The organism is Burkholderia oklahomensis C6786 (assembly GCF_000959365.1).
GTDB lineage: Bacteria > Pseudomonadota > Gammaproteobacteria > Burkholderiales > Burkholderiaceae > Burkholderia > Burkholderia oklahomensis.
The window spans coordinates 579,474-598,485 of record NZ_CP009556.1 but is presented as its reverse complement, the minus strand read 5'-3'; the positions used below and the strand labels follow the sequence as shown (position 1 = coordinate 598,485).

General features: G+C 63.8%; 17 protein-coding genes and 1 pseudogene. 10 read left to right on the top strand and 8 right to left on the bottom strand.

What is annotated here, in order from left to right; translation table 11 throughout:
- Positions 1–386 precede the first annotated feature (386 nt).
- The 7 genes and pseudogenes from BG90_RS20665 to BG90_RS20645 all read left to right on the top strand — a co-directional run bounded on the left by BG90_RS20665 (position 387) and on the right by BG90_RS20645 (position 8,139).
- Positions 387–608, top strand: a complete 222-nt coding sequence (locus BG90_RS20665; protein WP_232288909.1) for a hypothetical protein — start codon at positions 387–389, stop codon at positions 606–608.
- A 163-nt stretch (positions 609–771) separates the two neighbouring features.
- A complete protein-coding gene (locus BG90_RS35455; RefSeq protein ID WP_124072367.1) occupies positions 772–1,437 on the top strand; it encodes a hypothetical protein in 666 nt (221 codons plus the stop codon).
- A complete protein-coding gene (locus BG90_RS20660) occupies positions 1,422–4,472 on the top strand; it encodes an ATP-binding protein (RefSeq protein ID WP_025990078.1) in 3,051 nt (1,016 codons plus the stop codon). The genes BG90_RS35455 and BG90_RS20660 overlap by 16 nt, the downstream gene beginning before the upstream one ends.
- Positions 4,473–5,223: 751 nt before the next feature.
- Positions 5,224–6,141: pseudogene (locus BG90_RS20655) on the top strand (transposase).
- 83 nt (positions 6,142–6,224) lie between these two features.
- Entirely contained in the window at positions 6,225–6,392 is a 168-nt protein-coding gene (locus BG90_RS33445; protein ID WP_232288908.1) for a hypothetical protein, read from the top strand.
- A 780-nt stretch (positions 6,393–7,172) separates the two neighbouring features.
- Positions 7,173–7,790, top strand: coding sequence for a LysE family translocator (locus tag BG90_RS20650; RefSeq protein WP_010117634.1), 618 nt, complete (start codon positions 7,173–7,175; stop codon positions 7,788–7,790).
- A 100-nt stretch (positions 7,791–7,890) separates the two neighbouring features.
- Positions 7,891–8,139 carry a hypothetical protein gene (locus tag BG90_RS20645; RefSeq protein WP_009894598.1) on the top strand — a complete coding sequence of 83 codons (249 nt, stop codon included), beginning with the start codon at positions 7,891–7,893 and terminating at the stop codon, positions 8,137–8,139.
- Positions 8,140–8,179: 40 nt separating this feature from the next.
- Here BG90_RS20645 and BG90_RS20640 read toward each other — a convergent pair whose 3' ends face one another.
- From BG90_RS20640 to BG90_RS20610, 7 genes are all read right to left on the bottom strand, one after another.
- On the bottom strand, positions 8,180–9,535 hold the full coding sequence (locus BG90_RS20640) for an aromatic acid/H+ symport family MFS transporter (RefSeq protein ID WP_010117632.1): 1,356 nt from the start codon (positions 9,533–9,535) through the stop codon (positions 8,180–8,182).
- Between the two features lie 145 nt (positions 9,536–9,680).
- Positions 9,681–10,064, bottom strand: a complete 384-nt coding sequence (gene pcaC / locus BG90_RS20635) for a 4-carboxymuconolactone decarboxylase (RefSeq protein ID WP_010107342.1) — start codon at positions 10,062–10,064, stop codon at positions 9,681–9,683.
- Between the two features lie 15 nt (positions 10,065–10,079).
- Positions 10,080–10,865, bottom strand: coding sequence for a 3-oxoadipate enol-lactonase (gene pcaD / locus BG90_RS20630; protein ID WP_010117629.1), 786 nt, complete (start codon positions 10,863–10,865; stop codon positions 10,080–10,082).
- A 12-nt stretch (positions 10,866–10,877) separates the two neighbouring features.
- Positions 10,878–12,236, bottom strand: coding sequence for a 3-carboxy-cis,cis-muconate cycloisomerase (locus BG90_RS20625; protein ID WP_010107339.1), 1,359 nt, complete (start codon positions 12,234–12,236; stop codon positions 10,878–10,880).
- A gap of 129 nt (positions 12,237–12,365) precedes the next feature.
- Positions 12,366–13,022 (bottom strand): CoA transferase subunit B, encoded by a 657-nt coding sequence (locus BG90_RS20620; protein ID WP_010107338.1) that lies wholly within the window; start codon positions 13,020–13,022, stop codon positions 12,366–12,368.
- An 18-nt stretch (positions 13,023–13,040) separates the two neighbouring features.
- The gene (locus BG90_RS20615; protein ID WP_025990077.1) at positions 13,041–13,754 is read right to left on the bottom strand and encodes a 3-oxoacid CoA-transferase subunit A; all 714 of its coding nucleotides are present in this window, start codon (positions 13,752–13,754) and stop codon (positions 13,041–13,043) included.
- A gap of 154 nt (positions 13,755–13,908) precedes the next feature.
- Complete coding sequence (locus tag BG90_RS20610; RefSeq protein WP_010107335.1) at positions 13,909–15,180, bottom strand: 4-hydroxybenzoate 3-monooxygenase; 1,272 nt, start codon at positions 15,178–15,180, stop codon at positions 13,909–13,911.
- 166 nt (positions 15,181–15,346) lie between these two features.
- On the opposite strand from BG90_RS20610, the gene BG90_RS20605 reads away from it, so the two are divergent.
- From BG90_RS20605 to BG90_RS20595, 3 genes are all read left to right on the top strand, one after another.
- Positions 15,347–16,270, top strand: a complete 924-nt coding sequence (locus BG90_RS20605) for a LysR family transcriptional regulator (protein ID WP_010117625.1) — start codon at positions 15,347–15,349, stop codon at positions 16,268–16,270.
- Positions 16,271–16,404: 134 nt separating this feature from the next.
- Positions 16,405–17,136, top strand: a complete 732-nt coding sequence (folE, locus tag BG90_RS20600) for a GTP cyclohydrolase I FolE (protein WP_025990076.1) — start codon at positions 16,405–16,407, stop codon at positions 17,134–17,136.
- A complete protein-coding gene (locus BG90_RS20595) occupies positions 17,137–17,940 on the top strand; it encodes an SDR family oxidoreductase (RefSeq protein ID WP_010107332.1) in 804 nt (267 codons plus the stop codon). It abuts the gene before it with no gap.
- Between the two features lie 92 nt (positions 17,941–18,032).
- Here BG90_RS20595 and epsC read toward each other — a convergent pair whose 3' ends face one another.
- Entirely contained in the window at positions 18,033–18,956 is a 924-nt protein-coding gene (gene epsC / locus BG90_RS20590) for a serine O-acetyltransferase EpsC (RefSeq protein ID WP_010117621.1), read from the bottom strand.
- Positions 18,957–19,012 lie beyond the last annotated feature (56 nt).

Sequence of the window (19,012 nt, the reverse complement as noted above, 5' to 3'; positions counted from 1 at the left end):
CCTTGTGCAACCGTGCCTGCTACCCGCAAGGCCATTGATTTGCGTTCGCCTGAACGCCGACGACAAATGGCCGATGTCATCCGTATCAATCGACAACACGTTGCGATCGGCCGCGGTCTTTCAATAAAAATCATATTTCGTTCGCCTTTTCGCTGCGGCCGACTTACATGGCATCATACATACGTGAAATTAATACAAATACGCCTCGCTTCATGTTCATTTCTTGTTTTTCCCAACGCATCATCTGATATTGAGTCACATATATTGCGATCATTCAACTCGATCGATTTACATCATGCCCGGTCGCACCCAACCCGATTCCATTCGAAAAACCTCGAAGCATAACCAATCATTTGCGCGCGCCAACGCACCTCGACCAGAAATGATTGAGTCAATCTTCCGAGGTCTATTCGATGTCGCATTCACGAAAAGTTGCTTCCATTATGCTCGAATTTTCAACTCTACCGGAGGAGGAGAGGCGAGAATTCCTGGTACTACTCAACAACTTCATATTCCTCTCGCCCGCTGCGCGCCGCAAAGCACAGGAGGAATGGAAAGAGATTGTCACAACGGGCATGTTGCTGCGCGACGGCAACACTAAACGCTGAATTTCCTCCTGTTGTCGAACTTGCGACGAAGTGCATGGCTCGTGCTTTGCGTCGAGGATGCCGGTAGCACGCGAATAGTCGAACGATCCAAGTCCGGCCCGAGCGACGTATCATGAAAGCCTCGACAATTTCGGCTAGATTCCAGGGGCTCGCGCTATAGATCATGCCGGCACTGACCTCACATGAAGGCTTCAGGAGACGCGAACGAACAACGCCGATCGCGTTGGACCGTTGCGTCGTCGCAGCCATCCAAGCGAAGCTGATCGACGGATCATCCCGCCTCCGCATAGCCTCACCGCCGGACGGCGCGCTTCGCCGAGCTTTCCTTGCGCCTGCCGGCTCTTCGCGCGGCGTTGCCTGCGCGAGACTCGATCGCTGGCCAGACAACCCGAAAGGCAAGAGCGAGTCGATCGGTGTCGTTATTTCGGCAGCCGTCCGCAGCGAGACGACCATGCATCGCCTCCACATGCTCCCGAGCCCAGAGGCTCCCCGGAAGTTCGGTCAGCATCAGCTTATAAAATTCGATACGCCGAGTAGCCTCACCATCGCGGCAAGCATCACACTTGGCGATTTGTCATACTTTTCGCCACTGGCCACCCATTCAACATTACTCGCGCCGACGACCAAACATCTCAAATTTCCTTCGCTTCGGAAATACGGATTACAAAATATCGATATAGTTAAATTGAATAATATACAAATAGATTATATTTTTTTATTCAGAGACGCTAGCGAACAGAATACTCTCAAAATATACCAATCGAGCATCCGCATTCCCGATTTCGTTTCGCACGCTCAAATCAACGCCCCGATATGCCAGGAAAACTGAAGAAACTGCTGATCCGGCCATTCAGGCCGAATCACCGCAAAGCGCTATTCGACCCGCGAAAGATGCTGACGCATCAACGTCTGCTCACGTATGGTGGCGCGCTCGGAGTATCCGTTTTCATCTTGTTTTGCCTGTTGCTCGCGATCCGAATGGAGACGATGGACTACGTGTCAAACGCGCGCTATGAATTTCTTATTCAGCGATCGAAACTAACAATAAAATTACAAATTCGACGAACAGCGCTCATGCGTGCAGTGATGCATGCCGAAGGCCTGTGGAACAGGCGCATCGAACCGTCGCCGGAATTGCTTTCAAGCTTCGACGCGCATCACGGCTATGCCGTCCTGCACACGCCGCAAGGCGCACCGGCGGCGCTCGCCCTCGGCATACCGGCGCCTGATCGCCCCGCGAGTGCGTTTGCGCCGTACCTAGCGCTCCTGGAAACGCAACTGCTGATCGGGGACGGTCAATCGCCACTGCCGGACGACCGGGTCGAAGGCTACTCGTTCTCGCCCGACGGCACCTACCTCTCGCTCCTGTGGTCCCGCGAAGATCAGGTACCCGAAGCATTCCTGGAATCGCATTCGGCGTCCATGGTGATAGGCGACGCGATGCACGGCATCCGCTATCTTCGCGACGCAAGCACCATCATCCCGCTGCGTGCGGATCGACGGATCGTCTGGCTGCCGCCGCACCCCGATCCACTCACCGGCAAGTCCATGATCCGCATCGTCCAGCCAGCCATCGACGCGACAGGGAAACTATTCGCAATTTATGTGCGCAGCCTGCCGACCGACATGTTTTACAGCGATCTGAACCAAGCGTCCGCCGGCAGCACGTTCACCATTGTCGATCGCAAAGGCAACATCATCATCGGTTCGTCGAGCCAGTCCGGAGCAAACGGCGGCGTGACGGATTCCGCGTTGAGTATCCGGTCGCTCAGTGATGGAATTGACGGTCTCGTCGAACGTTACCAAGACGGCATGTTCGTGACCAGCGATCAGTTGCCTGGGACCGACTGGGTGCTCGTCCACGCCTATTCGTGGAAAACGATCGCGGCCGCACTGATGTCGATGCCCCGCATCGCGCTCATGACGGGGCTCGTTGTCGGCATCATCGGCATGCTGTGGATCTTCGCGATCCAGTTCGATCGCAAAGGCCTCATTCCCAATTACCGCCGCGCCCAGCGACTACTGGAAAGCGAAGTGCTCAATCGTACGATCCTGCGCACCGCGCCCGTCGGGCTCGGCCTGCTTTCCGCACAGGACGGCAGCGTTCTGCTGCAGAACAACGCGATGCTCGAACTTTCGGCGCGCACGGGTGGTGAGCCTCTGCATATTCAACTCTGGAAGGCCTATCGAAATGCGACCGCCCGGCCGGACAGCAAAGACAGCGCGCTGCTGCAACACGATCTCGCCATCGAGCGCGACGAATCCAATCCGATCTACCTGCAAGCCAACGTCGTCGCCGCTCGTTATCGCGGCGTGAATGTTCAGCTCTGCACGCTGCTGGACATCTCCCTGCGCAAGGAAAGCGAGTTGAAGCTGGAGGAAGCGCGCATCGCAGCCGACCAGGCGAACAAGGCCAAGTCCACGTTCCTGGCCACGATGAGCCACGAAATCAGAACGCCTCTCAATGCGATCATCGGCAATCTGGAGTTGCTGCGCAGATCACCGCTGTCCATGCGGCAAAGCGAGCGCCTTCAGGTGGTCGAATCGTGCTCGAACGCGTTGCTGCACATCATCAACGACATACTCGATCTTTCCAAAGTCGAATCCGGCCAGATGACGCTCGAGAACATTCCGTTCGACATCCACGCGCTATTGCAGGATATCGTCGACGCATATGCGCCGCTCGCCGAATCGAAGGGCCTTGAACTGTTTTCGAGCGTCGGCGAGGGCATCGCGAACTACTACTCGGGCGACCCGGCGCGCATCCACCAGATACTGTCGAATTTGATCGGGAACGCGATCAAATTCACGGATAGCGGGCATATTTCAATCGATGTCCATCGTGCGAAGACCGGGCCGGGAAATTCCGCCATAGAGATCTGGGTCAGCGACACCGGCATCGGAATCCAACCGGACCGCATCGCAACGTTGTTCGATGTTTATACGCAGGCCGACGCATCGATCCATCGCCGCTTCGGCGGGTCAGGCCTCGGATTGCCGCTGTGCCAACGGCTTGCAACGATCATGGGTGGCTCGATCGAAATCGATAGCCTGCCGGAGTTCGGCACTACGGTCACGGTGGTTCTGCCGTTACACGAGGCCCGCCAAGCGGCGGCCATGCCGAATGTGCCGACTGCGCTGCACCGCAATGCGTCAATGCATGCTCGCGCGTCGCTGCACGTACTGGTCGCCGAGGATCATCCGGCCAATCGCGCGCTATTGCGCGATCAGCTCGAGGCGCTCGACCATCGGGTGGACGTCGTCGAAAACGGACGCGACGCATTGCGCGCGTTCAGCGAGCATCAATACGACGCCGTGTTGACCGATCTCGGCATGCCCGAGCTCGACGGCTTCGGATTCGCGATGTTCGCCAACAAGATGCGAGCCGACGTTCCGATCATCGCGATGACTGCGCACGCGACCGCTGAAGATTATCAGCGATCGAAGAAAGTCGGCATCGCGGAAATCGTCCTGAAGCCGCTGTCCTTGAACACCCTGGACAAGGTACTGCAACGGCACGCGGCGCGCATGCCGGCAGCGGAAATCCACGCCGACGCCGCTTCCGGTCCGGCCACCGCCGAGCCTCGGATACGCACATTGCCGCCGGCCGTCGCGGCGGCTTTGCGCACGGCAACGTTGCAGTCCGTCGACAAGATCGGCCAAGCGCTCACATCGCGCGACTTCCAAACGGTCCGGGAGCAACTGCACTCGATCAAAGGAGGGTTCGCGCTGACCGGAAACCGCTTCCTCATCGCACGCTGTACCGCCGTTGAGGAGATCGCTGAAATCGAGGATCTGGACACGCTGCGCGCGGCGTGGCGAAAGCTGGAATCCTTGCTCCTTGATGCATTGGAGCGCTTGTAGGACGAAATCTGCCCCGCGTATGGAGCACGCCGGCTGCAACCGGCGCGCGCCGCGCGAACACGATCGTTTTGGAACCGGCGAAACGCATACACCGTCGCAGGCAACATTGAGCGCCGCCGCCCTCGACACGCCAGCCGCACGCACGTCCTCGCATCGATCCAACTCGGTCTCCGGCAGATCGCTTCGACGGATTGCCGATACATCTCGCCAGCATCGATGACGACGAGCTACTGCCGAACGGTCCGCTTCCTCTCGGCACACTACCCAATACGAGCTCTCCCCTTTTCCATTTCAACGTGGCCTTGAAGCGCCAAACCTTGTCGGACTGCCGATATCGGCACCGCCCTCGTCGACACAAGCGCGTATTGATGCACCCACACTCGACGACACGCCTTCCGATCCGAGTACTCCGCGATTGAGCGAATCCGTCGACACGCCGCCCCCTTCTATGCCGATATGGTCGCGCAAGCCAACCGAAGGGCCGATTGGCTTTAAGCGACGGTCGAAGCCTCCGTCACACTCTCCTCATCGTTCTCCAAGGCCACCTCGTAAACAATTTTCTATCTGTAAGCGGTAAATTCAGCACACCGAATGGAGAATCATTTGCAACTGACGGGCGAGCATAGCTGGTCGGCCTTGAACAATTCGCAAAGGTTTGTGCGGCAAGGCTCGATAGCTGAAACGGTGTTGTGAGATTTGCAAGGCACCGGCATATTGACGCGAGATTCCTGCAAATTCTGACGAGGTTTGGATGGGTCCGAAGACGCCGACGACCGAGGGAGATTTCTCCCGCCAACCGCTGCGCGAGCAAATCAGCTTGAAGCATCCGCTGGCGCGCTTGGCTGATCTGATTGATTGGGATCGGTTGAACGCGGCGATGAGTGCGAGCTTCGTGTCGCACCGGGGCCGGCCGGCGACCTCGCCGCGTTTGATCGCGGGGCTGCTGTACTTGCAGCATGCCTTCGACCTGTCGGACGAAGACGTGGTCTGGCAATGGATCGAGAACCCGTATTGGCAAGTGTTCACTGGCGAGACGTACTTGCAGACGAAGCCGCCGATCGATCCGTCGAGTCTGACGCGCTGACGCAAGCGGTTGGGCGAAGCTGGCGTTGAGGAACTGCTGGCGGAGACGATTGATGCAGCCAAGCGTGCCGACGTCATCAAGACGTCGAGCCTGAAACGGGTGATCGTCGATACAACGGTGATGGAAAAGGTGTCGATCATGACGACGCACAAGGAAGGCTTGGTGATTGGGGCGCGCTCGATGCCGGGCAACCCGTACGATGGGCACACGCGGGCCGAAGCGTTGGAACAGACGGCGATCCTGAGTGATGTTCAACCGGAGATCGCTGTCGTCGACCGCGGCTACAAGGGCGTGGCGATCGACGGCGTGAAGGTCTATCACCCGGGTTTGCGACGCGGCATCACACGCGGCCTGCGCGCGATGATCCGACGTCGCAGCGCGATCGAGCCAGCCATTGGCCATATGAAGGCCGACGGCAAACTCGATCGGAACTGGCTCAAGGGTTCGCTGGGCGACGCGATGCATGCGGTGCTGTGCGGCGCCGGCCACAACCTGCGGATGATTCTCAGGAAGCTGCGGCATTTTTACACCCTAATTCTTGCCGTCCTGCTCAATCGCGAAACTCCTGCGCTATCGGCGACGTGACGCCGTCGCAGAACAAAGTGAATTGTTCAGGGCCGACTGGTTAGCCATCTGTTGGATGGCAGTCTCTTTATTGGTTTCAGGAAATGGAAAACAACATCGGCAAAAATTCGAATTTAGCCTTAAAGCTACTGCGAGAAGCTGACGAAAAATGGGGTGAAATATCGAAATCTGAAATATTTCTATATGACCGCCTTAACAACGGCGAATGGATTCGGCCGTGGTTAAACGCCATCACGCAGGCGTCGCGCTAGTAGTCTGGTTTCCTATCCCCATCCGAGAGCATAGATCTAATCCCAAAGCTGCCGGCAAACGCTGAACCGGGACGACTTACTGGTAAGCTGTTCGACGGCCATCAGTGCTACCAAAACCATCTTTGGCTCGAATTTGACATCTCCCCTATATCAGGGGTGGGAGTCAGTAAACGCAGCGTGCATAAACCGAGCGAGCAGCTCCAATCAGGCTGCGGGCCACTTTCAATCAGAGGCATCCTGAATCTCGCTGATCCAGCGCTGCTGGGCAGTCACTTCGTTTCTCCACAAGATTTGCATAACTGAGGATGTAAACGTCGCTGAGCAATCGTACCCCAGATACCGAGCAGGAAGCTCAGAACGCAATTGCATGCTACACCGGGTTCGACGTGTCGGCGGAGCATCAACCCCACCGCAAGTGCGCGCGGACGAGCTTCAGTCGTGAAATGTTGGTTGCGAGAATCCACTGCGACAACAACGATGCGGCGTTGTCGATCCAACATTGTGTTAGAAGTCTCCGTGAGCAAACATTCTTCGACTATTTCTTGCAGATCGATGCAGAACACATCACATGCTCATGGAAAGTAGTCTTTTATTCAAAGACAACTTATTGAGATTGCGGACATCTTTTCTGAGAGACAACAACAACAACATGCGAACCATTGTTGCCGATGCCCCACCCGTACCGGCAACCATCCCACAAACTGTATCGGTACTGTACCGTCACCGTCCACTAAACTCCCTCCATCACCCTCGAATTCCGCAGACGAAGAGAGCATCACCATGGACTACCTCACCGTCAGTGCGCTGCCCGCCGGCATGCTGTTCGCGCTCGTCACCTCGATCACCCCCGGCCCGAACAACGCGATGTTGCTCGCATCCGGCGTCAACTTCGGCTTCCGCCGCACGCTGCCGCACATGTTCGGCATCAGCGCCGGCGTCGCGATCCTGATGCTGTCGGTCGGCTTCGGCCTCGGCCAGGCATTCAAACGCATCCCGGTCCTCTACACGCTGCTCGAGACCGCGAGCGTCGTCTATCTGCTGTATCTCGCATGGCGCATCGGCACGTCCGGCGAAGTGCGCGCTCACAACGGCAAATCGCGCCCGATGACGTTCATCGAGGCGATCGCGTTCCAATGGGTCAATCCGAAAGCGTGGATGATGGTGCTCACCGCCGCCACGACGATCCAGCTCTCCGCCGACTACGGCCGCAACGCCGTCTGGATGGCGCTCGTGTTCGTCTTCGTCGGCCTGCCGAGCATCAGCGTCTGGGCCGCGTTCGGCCAGGGGTTGCGCGGCTTCCTGTCGAATCCGCGCTGGCTGCGCGTGTTCAACGTCACGATGGCCGCGCTGCTCGTTCTGTCGCTTTATCCGATGTTCGCAAAGGTCAGCGGCCACTGAGACGCGGCATCCCGTTGTGATCCGATCCGGTAAAGCGTACGCTGTCCTTCCGGACGCCGGTTCGCCGCCCCGCGACCCCGTCCCGGCCGGGAGAATGCAGATGAAGCCACTGCTGAAAGCAGGCGATCGGATCGAAGGCCTGCATTGGGTCGCCGAATACCGCCATCGCGCACACTTGATTCGCGTGCTGCGCGAGCGCGTCGAAGTGGGTACTTACGGCGCACCGTCCGCGCTGTTCGGCGACGAGGAGGAGATGGGGGCGTCGACGCCCGCCGATCACCGTAGCCGCGAAGCCGCGCTGCGCGCATATCTGCGCCACTTCGCGAAGGTCCACGACGCCGAAGAATGACGGGGCGCGAACGCGCCGCCCCGCCCGTCCTCTCATCCGGTTACGCCGCCCGCGTCGGCGCGTTCGGTTCCGCGTCGCGCAGCGCGGCCGCGCGCTTGACCATCAGCGCGCCCGCCGCAATCAGCGCCGGCACCGCGAGCATCGAGAAAATCGTGCCGAACCCGAGCTGCGCCTGCAGCAGCAAGCCGCCTGAAAACGCACCCAGAATCCCGCCGAAGCGCCCGACACCGAGCATCCACGCGACGCCCGTCGCGCGTCCGCTCGTCGGATAGAACGCGGCTGCGAGCGCCGGCAGCGACGATTGCGCGCCGTTCATGCAAACGCCCGCGACGAACACGACGGTCGCGAGCAGCGCGAGATGCCCGGCCTGCAGTCCGATCATCCAGACGAACAGCGCCGTCAGCGCATACGTGACCGCGATCACGCGATGCGGCTCGAAACGGTCCATCAGCCAGCCGGTCGCGATCGCACCGATGCCGCCGCCGAGCGGAAAGAGCGCGGTGACGAGCGCCGCATCGCGCACGGTGAAGCCGGTATCGCGGATCAGCGTCGGCAGCCAGCTCGTCAGCAGGTAGTAGACGAGCAGTCCCATGAAATATGTGAGCCACAGCATCGCGGTGCCCCCGCGGTAGCGCGTCGACAGCACGACGGCCGCACCCGAGCGCTGCTGTTCGCCACGGTCTTCGGGCAGCACGAAGCGCACGCCGTCGAACGACGTGCCGGGCGCGATCCGGCGCAGCACCGCGGCGATCCGTTCGCGCGGCGCGCCGCGCAGCACCATGAACCGGATCGACTCGGGCAGCGCGATCAACAGCGCGCCGAGCACGAGCGGCGCGACGCCGCCGACGATGAACACGCTGCGCCAGCCGTGATCCGGGATCAGCGCGGCGGCGACGAGGCCGCCCGCCGACGAGCCGAGCGTGAAGCCGCAGAACATCGTGTTGACGAGGAACGAGCGTTTCGCGTGCGGCGCGTACTCGGCCATCAGCGTCGTCGCGTTCGGCATCGCGGCGCCGAGACCGAGTCCCGTCAGCAAGCGCAGCACGGCCAGCTCCGTGACCGATTGCGCAAACGCGCAGCCGATGCTGAAGAGTCCGAACAACACGACCGAGCCGACCAGCACGCGCTTGCGGCCGATCCGATCGGCGAGCGGGCCCGCCGTGAGCGCGCCGAGCGCGAGGCCGACGAGCGCCGCGCTCATCACCGGCCCGAGCGCGGCCTTCGTCACGTGCCATTCCTGGCCGAGCGCGGGCGCGACGAAACCGATCGCGGCGGTATCGAAGCCGTCCGCCGCGACGATCAGAAAGCACAGGATCAGAATCAACCACTGATAGGGCGAGAAGCGCCGCTCGTCAATGAACTGCTGCACATCGAGCTGGCGCGCGAAATCGGTCATTGCTGTCTCCGTTGGGTTTGTCGTCGACGCCTTTCGCGTCCTGCGCCGATGCGATGCCGGCGCATGTCGTCGCGCACGGGCGGCAGCCGTTCGGCGCGCCGCCCGTGCGGTGTGTTTCAAGTTTCGTGTGTCGTGTCGCGCGGCGTCAGGCCGCGTCTTCTTCGCCGAAGATGCGCTGCGCGAGGTGGAACGCCGAATTCGCCGCAGGCACGCCGCAGTAGATCGCGGTCTGCAGCAGCACTTCCTTGATCTCGTCGCGCGTGACGCCGTTGTTCTTCGCCGCGCGCAGATGCAGCGCGAGCTCCTCGCCGCGATTGAGCGCCACCATCATCGCGATCGTCAGCAGACTGCGCGTGTGGCGCGGCAGCCCGTCGCGCGTCCAGATCTCGCCCCACGCATAGCGCGTAATCAGGTTCTGGAACTCTTCGGTCAGCTCGGTGCGATTCGCGAGCGAGCGGTCGACATGCGTATCGCCGAGCACGGCGCGGCGCACCTTCATGCCCGCTTCGTAACGTTGATCGTCGTTCATCTCGATGCGCTCGCGTCAGGCCGTCAGGAAATCGATCAGCGTTTGGTTGAAGCCGTCCGCGCACTCGATGTTCGAGATGTGCGCGCAGTCGAACTCGACGTGCTTCGCGCCCGCGATCGCCGCGGCGAGCGCACGGCCCTGATCGGCCGGCGTCGACATGTCGTGCGCGCCCGTCACGACGAGCGTCGGCACGGCGATGCCCTTCACTTCGTCGCGCAGATCGGCGGCGTTCAACGCGTCGCAGTTCGCCGCGTAGCCGTCTTGGTCGGTGTGATTGAACGTGTCGCGGATCACGTCGACGAGGCGCGGCTCGCGCTCGAAGAACGCAGCCGTGAACCAGCGCGGCAGCACCGCGTCGGCAAGCGCCGCCATTCCTTCGGTCCGCGCCTTCTGCGCACGCGGCCCCCATACTTCCGGCGAGCCGATTTTCGCCGACGTGTTCGAGAGCACCACGCGATCGATTCGGCTCGCATGGCGCGCGGCGAGCGCCGCGCCCGTCAGGCCGCCCATCGAGATTCCGCAAAAGTGCGCGCGCGCGATCCCGGCGTGATCGAGTAGGCCGATCACGTCGCCCGTCAACTGATCGATCGAATACGAGCCTGCCGGTGCGTCCGAGTGGCCGTGGCCGCGCGTGTCGTAGCGCAGCAGGTTGAAGCGCGCCGTCAGCGGGCCGATCTGCGGCGCCCACATCGACAGATCCGCACCGAGCGAATTCGAGAACACGAGCCACGGCGCGTCGGCGCGCGTTGCGCGGTCGATCCGGTAATGCAGCCGCACTCCGTTGACTGAAGCGAAAGGCATGGGAATCTCTCCTTAGTTGCGGCTCGCGTGAAGCGCGAGCACGGCGTTGACGTAGGCGTGCGCCTCGCCGACGTAATGAGCGGGGTCGAGCAACTGCCGCAGCGCGTCGGGCGCGAGGTGCGCGGCGACGTCCGGGTCCGCGGCGAGCACGTCATGCAGCGAGCGGCCGCTTCGCACGGCTTCTTTCGATGCGCGCTCGACGAGGTGATGCGCATCGAGCCGGCCGATCTTGTCGCCGAGCGCGAGCATCACCGCTTCGCCGAGCACGAGGCCGTGCGTCGCGTCGAGGTTTTCGGCCAGGCGCGCGACGTCGACGTTCAAGCCCGCGACGATCTGCGCGATCTGCGCGAGCGCGCCGCCCGCGAGCCGCGCGAGTTCGGGCAGCGCGTCCCATTCGGCCTGCCAGCCGCCGAGCGCGCGCTCGTGTTCTTGCACCATCCCGGCGAGCACGGTCGAAACGAGCCCCGGCGCGCGCACGGCCGCGGTCAGCGCGGCCGCGCAGCCGACCGGATTGCGCTTGTGCGGCATCGTCGACGAGCCGCCCTTGCCCGCCGCGGCCGGCTCGGCCAGCTCGCCGATTTCGGTCTGCATCGACAACGAAATGTCGCGCGCGATCTTGCCGAGCGTGCCGATCAGCATCCCGAAACAAGCGGCGGTCTCGGCGATACGGTCGCGCTGCGTGTGCCACGGTACGGCGGGCAGCGTGAGCTGCAAGTCGTCGGCGAGCGCGCGCGCGACCGCAGGCGCCGCGTCGCGCAAGCTCGCGAGCGTGCCCGCCGCGCCGCCGAACTGCAACGCGAGCGCGCGCTCGCGCAACGCGGCGAGACGCTCGCGATGACGGAGCAGCGCGTCGAGCCATTGCGCGAACTTCAATCCGAGCGTGATCGGCAGCGCCTGCTGCAGCCACGTGCGGCCGATCATCGGCGTCGCGCGATGTGCGGCGGCGAGCGACGCGAGCGTCGCGCACGTATCGCGCAGCAGCGGCTCGAGCCAGTCGAACGTGTCACGCAATTGCAGCACCGTCGCCGTATCGATGATGTCCTGGCTCGTCGCGCCCCAATGCACGTACTTCGCCGCTTCGGCGTCGCGCGCCTTCACGCGGGCAGTCAGCTGCTTGACGAGCGGGATCGCGAGGTTGCCGCCGAGCGCCGCGTCGCGCGCGAGCGCGTCCGCGTCGAGTGCGTCGGCCACGCACGTCGCCTCGATCGGCGACACCGCGCTCGCCGGAATCACGCCGTGCGCGGCGAGCGCGCGCGCGAGCGCGGCTTCGACGTCGAGCATCCGCTGCAGCGTCGCGTGCGGCGACCAGATCCGGTTGAGCGGCTCGCTGCCGCAGATGAGGGAAGTCAGGCGGGCGCTGTCTTCGAGCATGGGATCGATTGGAAAAAACGGAATGCGCTTATTGTCCACCGAAGCGCCGGACGCCGCGCGCTCGTCCGTTCGGGCAACCATGGCGATACGCCGCGCGGCCGCACGACGCGAACGGCGCGCGCCGCCGCGTCACGCCGCGGCCTTCTGCGTCGCGTCGATGAGCGGCACGCCCGTCAGCTTCTGCAGCTCGTCGAACGAGATGTCGGTGAAGATCTCGCGCACCGCGAGCCCGTCGCTCGTCACGTCGAGCATCGCGAGATCGGTGTAGATGCGATCGACGCAACGCACGCCCGTCACCGGATACGAGCATTCCGCGGTGATCTTGCTTTCGCCCTGCTTCGTCAGGTGCTCCATCATCACGAACACCTGCTTCGCGCCGATCGCGAGATCCATCGCGCCGCCGACCGCGGGAATCGCGTCGGGCGCGCCCGTGTGCCAGTTCGCGAGGTCGCCTTGCGCGGACACCTGGAATGCGCCGAGCACGCAATAGTCGAGATGGCCGCCGCGCATCATCGCGAACGAATCCGCGTGATGGAAGTACGCGCCGCCCGTGAGCAGCGTCACGTGCTGCTTGCCGGCGTTGATCAGCTCGTCGTCCTCTTCGCCCGGAGCGGGCGCGGGGCCCATGCCGAGCAGGCCGTTCTCGCTGTGCAGGAAGATCTCCTTGTTCGGATCGAGATGGTTCGCCACGAGCGTCGGCACGCCGATCCCGAGGTTCACGTACGCGCCTTCAGGGATGTCTTGCGCGACGCGCTTCGCCATTTCATCGCGGGTCAGTCGTTTCATCGTGTTCTCCTCGGGGGGTCAGGCGGCACTCGCGGCGCGTTCGGCAGCCAGCTCGGCCGCATGCGCGGCCTGCGGCACTTCGACGATTCGCTGCACGAAGATGCCGGGCGTCACGATGTGCTCGGGATTCAGCGCGCCGAGCGGCACGACTTCCGACACCTGCACGATCGACGTCTTCGCGGCCATCGCCATCACCGGGCCGAAGTTGCGCGCGGTCTTCCGATAGACGAGGTTGCCCCAGCGGTCGCCCTTGAGCGCCTTCACGAGCGCGAAATCCGCGTGGATCGGCGTCTCGAACACATACTGCTTGCCGTCGATCAAGCGCGTCTCCTTGCCTTCGGCGAGCTTCGTGCCGAAGCCCGTCGGCGTGAAGAAGCCGCCGATGCCCGCCCCCGCCGCGCGAATCCGCTCGGCGAGGTTGCCTTGCGGCACCAGCTCGAGCTCGATCTCCCCCGCGCGATACAGCGCGTCGAACACTTGCGAATCGGCCTGGCGCGGGAACGAGCAGATGATCTTGCGCACGCGCTTCGCCTTCAGGAGCGCGGCGAGGCCCGTCTCGCCGTTGCCGGCGTTGTTGTTGACGATCGTCAGATCGCGCGCGCCTTGCGCGATCAGCGCGTCGATCAGCTCGGACGGCATCCCGGCCGTGCCGAAGCCGCCGATCATGATCGTCGCGCCGTCGTGGACGTCGGCCACCGCCGACTGAAGGGAATCGAAAATCTTGTTGACCATGTCTCTTCCTATGCGAATCCGCACGCGCCGCCCGCTGCGGCACGCGTTCGCGCATGGCTGCGCGCCTCGCCGGACGATCCGATTTGTTCGAATTACGAACTCAGATTCGATTAGCGAACGGTGTGCCGATCATAGAGGCGCGCGCGCAGGATTGTCAAGGCGACGCCGCGCCTGCAACCGCGGCCGCGATCGCCGCGCCGTACGCTCGCGCGACGGCGGCCGTGTCGAACGACGCGACGCCTGCCGCATCGTCGAACGGCAAGCCGACGTAGTTCTCCGCGAGCGACTGCGCGGCCGCGCGCGAGCGCGTCACGTACCTGAGCTCGGCGAGCTTCAGCCGGTTGACGAACGGCGAATCGTCGGCGGACGGATGCAGCATATTCGTCATGCAATACGAAAAGTGCTCGGCGCGCCATACCCGTTCCAGACAGGTTGACGAGTACGCATCGAGCAGATCGTCGCGGCCGTCGCGATAGTGCGCGCCGAGCGCGCGCGACAGCGCCCGCACGTCGGCGACCGCGAGGTTCATCCCTTTCGCGCCCGTCGGCGGCACGATGTGCGCGGCGTCGCCCGCAAGGAACAGTCGCCCGTACTGCATCGTCTCGGACACGAAGCTGCGCATCGGCGTCACGCTCTTCTGCGTGATGCGGCCTTCGTTCGGCGCCCAGCCGCCGTCGTTTTCAAAGCGCGTGCGCAGTTCTTCCCAGATCCGCGCATCCGGCCATTCGGCCAGGTTCTCGTCGGGCCGGCATTGCAGGTACAGTCGGGTGACGGTCGGCGAGCGCATCGAGAACAGCGCGAAGCCGCGCGCATGATGCGCATAAACCAGCTCGTCGAGCGACGGCGCCGCATCGGCGAGGATTCCGAGCCACGCGTACGGATACACGCGCTCGAACGTGCGCAGCCGCTCGGCGGGAATCGTCTGGCGCGCGGTTCCGTGGAAGCCGTCGCAGCCGGCGACGTAGTCGCAGTCGATTCGCTCGGTGCGGCCGTCCGCGTGCGTGAACGTCACCGACGGCCGCTCGGTCGCGACGTCGTGCAGTTCGACGTCGCGCACGTCGAAATGGGCCGGCAGGCCGTGCTCGAGCGCGGCCGCGATCAGATCGCGCACCACTTCGTGCTGACTATAGACGGTGATCGCGCGGCCGGGCGTCAGCTCACCGAAGTCGATCCGGTGGCGGCGGCCGTCGAACAGCAGCTCGATGCCGCGGTGGACAAGGCCCTCGCGTCGCATCCGGGCGCCCAGGCCGGCTTCGTTCAGCGTGTCGACGGTGCCCTGCTCGAGCACGCCGGCGCGGATCCGGTTCTCGCAGTATTCGCGCGAGCGCGCCTCGAGCACGACCGATTCGACGCCTTGCAGGCGGAGCAGATGGGAAAGAAGCAGCCCGGACGGACCGGCGCCGATGATCGCGACTTGCGTGCGCATTGTTCGTCTCCTGTGTCGACCGGAGTTAGCGCTCTAGCGCTTACACCGGTCCCATGCAACGTGAACATTGATTCGAATAGTGAATCGATTGTCAGCGCTATCCCGACTATGCGGCAACGCCATTCAGGAGATAAGTTGTATACGCATATCCAATAGTATCGATCCGATGCCCGAACTCGATCTGAACCTGATTCCGTACCTGGTCGCGCTCAACGAGACGCGCAACGTGAGCCGCGCGGGCGATCTGCTCGGCGTCAGCCAGCCGCGCGTGAGCGCCGCGCTCGGGCGGCTGCGCGAGCATTTCGGCGATCCGCTCTTCGTGCGAACGTCGCGCGGAATGGAGCCGACGCCTCGCGCGCTCGCGCTGATTCCGGCCGCGCGCGACGCGCTCGCGAGCATCGAGCGCGGCCTCGTCGCGCCGCACGACTTCGATCCGGCGAAGAGCACGCGCACGTTCTCGATCGCGTTGTCGGACGTCGGCGAGATCGTGTTTCTGCCGCGGCTGCTCCAGGCGTTCGCGGAACACGCGCCGCATGCGAATCTGCGTTCGGCATCGCTGCCGCATGCGGAGGTCGGGCGCGCGCTCGAGGACGGCGGCGTCGATCTCGCGGTCGGCTACTTTCCGGATCTCGGCGGCACCAACTTCTTCCAGCAGCGGCTCTTCACGCACCGTTTCATTTGCCTGCTGCGGCGCGGCCATCCGCTCGCCGCGCAGCCGCTCACGCTCGAGCAGTTCCTCGCGTGCGGCCACGCGGTCGTGCGCGCGGAAGGCCGCAGCCAGGAAGTGCTCGAGCAATATCTGGCGAAGCGGCGGCTCGCGCGCCGCGCAGTGCTCGAGACGCCGCACTTCATGAGCCTGCCGTTCATCCTGAGCCGCACCGATCTGATCGCGACGGTCCCGCACGCGATCGGCTATGCGTACGCGACCGAGCACGCGTCGATCATGCTCGTCGAGCCGCCGCTGCCGTTGCCGCGCTTCGACCTGAAGCAGCACTGGCACCGCAAGTTCCACAACGACGCGAGCGTCGCGTGGCTGCGCGGCGTCGTCGCCGATCTGTTCAACGACGCGCTCGACGAATGGCCGAAGTGACGACTGCCCGCTACGGGTGCGGCAGCGCACGCCCGGCATTCGCGAATGCGCACCACGGCACACGCTCCAAGCGAAAGCATGAAACAATAATCGACCGGCCGCGACGTCAGCGGTCCTTACGGAGTTCAGAGCATATGGCTAAAGGAAAGACCGCAAGCAAGACGGCGGCCCCGACCGCGCGCAAGGCGGCGAGCAAGGCAACGAACAAAACGGCGAGCAAGCAGACGACTCGCGCCGCCGCTCCCTCGCCCGCGCCTGCCCCCGTGCCCGCGAGCCGGCCGAGCCGCGACGAAGCCGAAGCGGCCGTGCGCGTGCTGCTGCGCTGGGCGGGCGACGATCCGGAACGCGAAGGTCTCGTCGACACGCCGGCGCGCGTCGTGCGCGCGTACGAAGAATTCTTCTCGGGCTACGCGCTCGAACCGCGCGACATCCTCGCGCGCACGTTCAGCGAAGTCGACGGCTACGACGAGATGATCGTGCTGAAGGACATCCGCTTCGAAAGCTATTGCGAGCACCACATGGTGCCGATCATCGGTCGCGCGCACGTCGCGTATCTGCCGCACCATCGCGTCGTCGGCATCTCGAAGCTCGCGCGCCTCGTCGACGCGTTCGCGAAGCGCCTGCAGATTCAGGAAAAGATGACCGTGCAGATCGCCGACACGCTGTTCGACGTGCTGCAGCCGAAGGGCGTCGGCGTGATCCTCGAAGCCGCGCATCAGTGCATCTCGACGCGCGGCATCCACAAGCCCGGCGTCGAGATGGTGACGTCGCGAATGCTCGGCACGTTCCGCACCGATCCGGCGACGCGTCGCGAATTCCTGTCGATCGTCGCGAATCCGTCCTCGGTCAATCTGACGAATACGTAAATGCAGTCGAGCATGAAACCAGCCACCGCACCCGTCGTACTCGTGACGGGCGCCGCGCGCCGCGCGGGCCGCGCGTTCGCGTTGCGCTTCGCCTCGCGCGGCTATCGCGTCGCCGTGCATTACGACCGGTCGGCCGACGCCGCGCGCGCGGTCGTGCGAGAGATCGAGGCGTCGGGCGGCGAAGCCGTCGCGCTGCAAGCCGATCTTGCCCATGCGGACGCCATCGCGCATCTCGTCGACGCGGTCTACGCCCGCTTCGGCCGTCTCGACGTGCTCGTGAACAATGCGTCGGTGTTCTGGCAGGACCACCTGCCGAGCTTCGATCTCGCGGCATTCGACAACGCATGGGCGATCAACTGCCGCGCGCCGATCCTGCTGACGCGCGCGTACTACGAGCGCGCGAAAGCCGCAGGCGCGCAGGGCGTCGTGATCAACGTCGTCGACCAGAAGATCAAGGAGAATTTCCATCGCGACCATTTCAGCTACACGGTCGCGAAGGCGGCGCTCGGCAATCTCACGCAGATGCTCGCGCTGTCGGCGAGCCCGGTGCTGCGCGTGAACGCGGTGTTTCCGGGGTTGATGCTGCCGAGCGACGACCAGACGCCGGCCGACTTCGAGCACGCGAGCCGCGCGTCGACGCCGCTTGCGCGGATCGCCGGGCCGAACGACGTCGCGGATGCGATCCTGCTGCTGACGGGGCCCGCATACAACGGCGCGGACTTCGTCGTCGATGCGGGACAGAACCTGATCCGCGTCGATCAGGACGTGCTGTACAAGCACCGGTCGCCCGCCGGCAAGCACTGAGCGAAAGCGGCAACCGGCAACCGGCAACCGGCAACCGGCAACCAGAGTAAGCGACAAGCGCGGCGCGGGCCGGCGGCAACCGCGCCGCCCGCTCAATCCTTCTCGGCGTTCTCTTTCTCGCCCTCGCGAATCTTCCCCTGCGCGACGCCGCTGCCGGGCGGCACGCTATGCGTGAGCCATACGTTGCCGCCGATCACCGAGCCCTTGCCGATCGTCACCCGGCCGAGGATCGTCGCGCCCGCGTAAATCACGACGTCGTCCTCGACGATCGGATGCCGCGCGTTGCCCTTGACGAGCATCCCTTCTCCGTCGGCGGGGAAGCTCTTCGCGCCGAGCGTGACTGCCTGATAGAGCCGCACGCGCTCGCCGATGATCGCGGTCTCGCCGATCACCACGCCCGTGCCGTGGTCGATGAAAAAGCTCGGGCCGATCTGCGCGCCCGGATGGATGTCGATGCCCGTCGCCGAATGCGCGATCTCGTTGATGAAGCGCGCGAGAAGCGGCACGCCGAGCTGATACAGCGCATGCGCGAGCCGATGGTGCATCATCGCGAGCACGCCCGGATAGCAGAGCAGGATCTCGGTGATGTGCTGCGCGGCCGGGTCGCCGGAGTAGGCGGCCTGGATGTCGCTGACGAGGAGCGCGCGAATGCCGGGCAGTTGCGTGCCGAACTCGCGCGCGATCTCGAACGCGCGTTCGGTGAGCGCGGCGGACGGCGTCTCCGCGTGCTCGGGCAGGAACGGCAACGCGCGGCGGATCTGCTCGGCGAGCAGGCGCAGCGTGCTTTCGAGCGTATGGCCGACGTAATAGTCGACGGTTTCGTCGGTCAGATCGGGCGCGCCGTAGTGCGTCGGGAACAACGAGGCGCGCAGGCCCGAGACGATCGTGCAGATCGCGTCGCGCGACGGCAACTCGCGAATGCCGCGCGGATGGCGCGTGCGATGCAGCTTCTCGCGGGATTCCCGCAGCTCGGTGACGATCTGTTCGAGGCCCCAGTTTCGGGCGGATTTCGACATAGGCAAAAACACACGGCCGCGCTTCGTCGCACGGCCGTCTGATAAAAGTGACGGGT

Excerpts from the sequence above, each read along its gene's own strand:
- pcaC (WP_010107342.1), bottom strand. The coding sequence starts at position 10,064 with ATGAACGACGATCAACGTTACGAAGCGGGCATGAAGGTGCGCCGCGCC.
- BG90_RS20625 (WP_010107339.1), bottom strand. The coding sequence starts at position 12,236 with ATGCTCGAAGACAGCGCCCGCCTGACTTCCCTCATCTGCGGCAGCGAG.
- BG90_RS20595 (WP_010107332.1), top strand. The coding sequence starts at position 17,137 with ATGCAGTCGAGCATGAAACCAGCCACCGCACCCGTCGTACTCGTGACG.
- BG90_RS20615 (WP_025990077.1), bottom strand. The coding sequence starts at position 13,754 with ATGGTCAACAAGATTTTCGATTCCCTTCAGTCGGCGGTGGCCGACGTC.
- BG90_RS20640 (WP_010117632.1), bottom strand. The coding sequence starts at position 9,535 with ATGACCGATTTCGCGCGCCAGCTCGATGTGCAGCAGTTCATTGACGAG.
- BG90_RS20610 (WP_010107335.1), bottom strand. The coding sequence starts at position 15,180 with ATGCGCACGCAAGTCGCGATCATCGGCGCCGGTCCGTCCGGGCTGCTT.
- folE (WP_025990076.1), top strand. The coding sequence starts at position 16,405 with ATGGCTAAAGGAAAGACCGCAAGCAAGACGGCGGCCCCGACCGCGCGC.
- BG90_RS20620 (WP_010107338.1), bottom strand. The coding sequence starts at position 13,022 with ATGAAACGACTGACCCGCGATGAAATGGCGAAGCGCGTCGCGCAAGAC.
- BG90_RS20605 (WP_010117625.1), top strand. The coding sequence starts at position 15,347 with ATGCCCGAACTCGATCTGAACCTGATTCCGTACCTGGTCGCGCTCAAC.
- epsC (WP_010117621.1), bottom strand. The coding sequence starts at position 18,956 with ATGTCGAAATCCGCCCGAAACTGGGGCCTCGAACAGATCGTCACCGAG.
- pcaD (WP_010117629.1), bottom strand. The coding sequence starts at position 10,865 with ATGCCTTTCGCTTCAGTCAACGGAGTGCGGCTGCATTACCGGATCGAC.
- BG90_RS20645 (WP_009894598.1), top strand. The coding sequence starts at position 7,891 with ATGAAGCCACTGCTGAAAGCAGGCGATCGGATCGAAGGCCTGCATTGG.
- BG90_RS35455 (WP_124072367.1), top strand. The coding sequence starts at position 772 with ATGCCGGCACTGACCTCACATGAAGGCTTCAGGAGACGCGAACGAACA.
- BG90_RS20650 (WP_010117634.1), top strand. The coding sequence starts at position 7,173 with ATGGACTACCTCACCGTCAGTGCGCTGCCCGCCGGCATGCTGTTCGCG.
- BG90_RS20660 (WP_025990078.1), top strand. The coding sequence starts at position 1,422 with ATGCCAGGAAAACTGAAGAAACTGCTGATCCGGCCATTCAGGCCGAAT.
- BG90_RS33445 (WP_232288908.1), top strand. The coding sequence starts at position 6,225 with ATGGAAAACAACATCGGCAAAAATTCGAATTTAGCCTTAAAGCTACTG.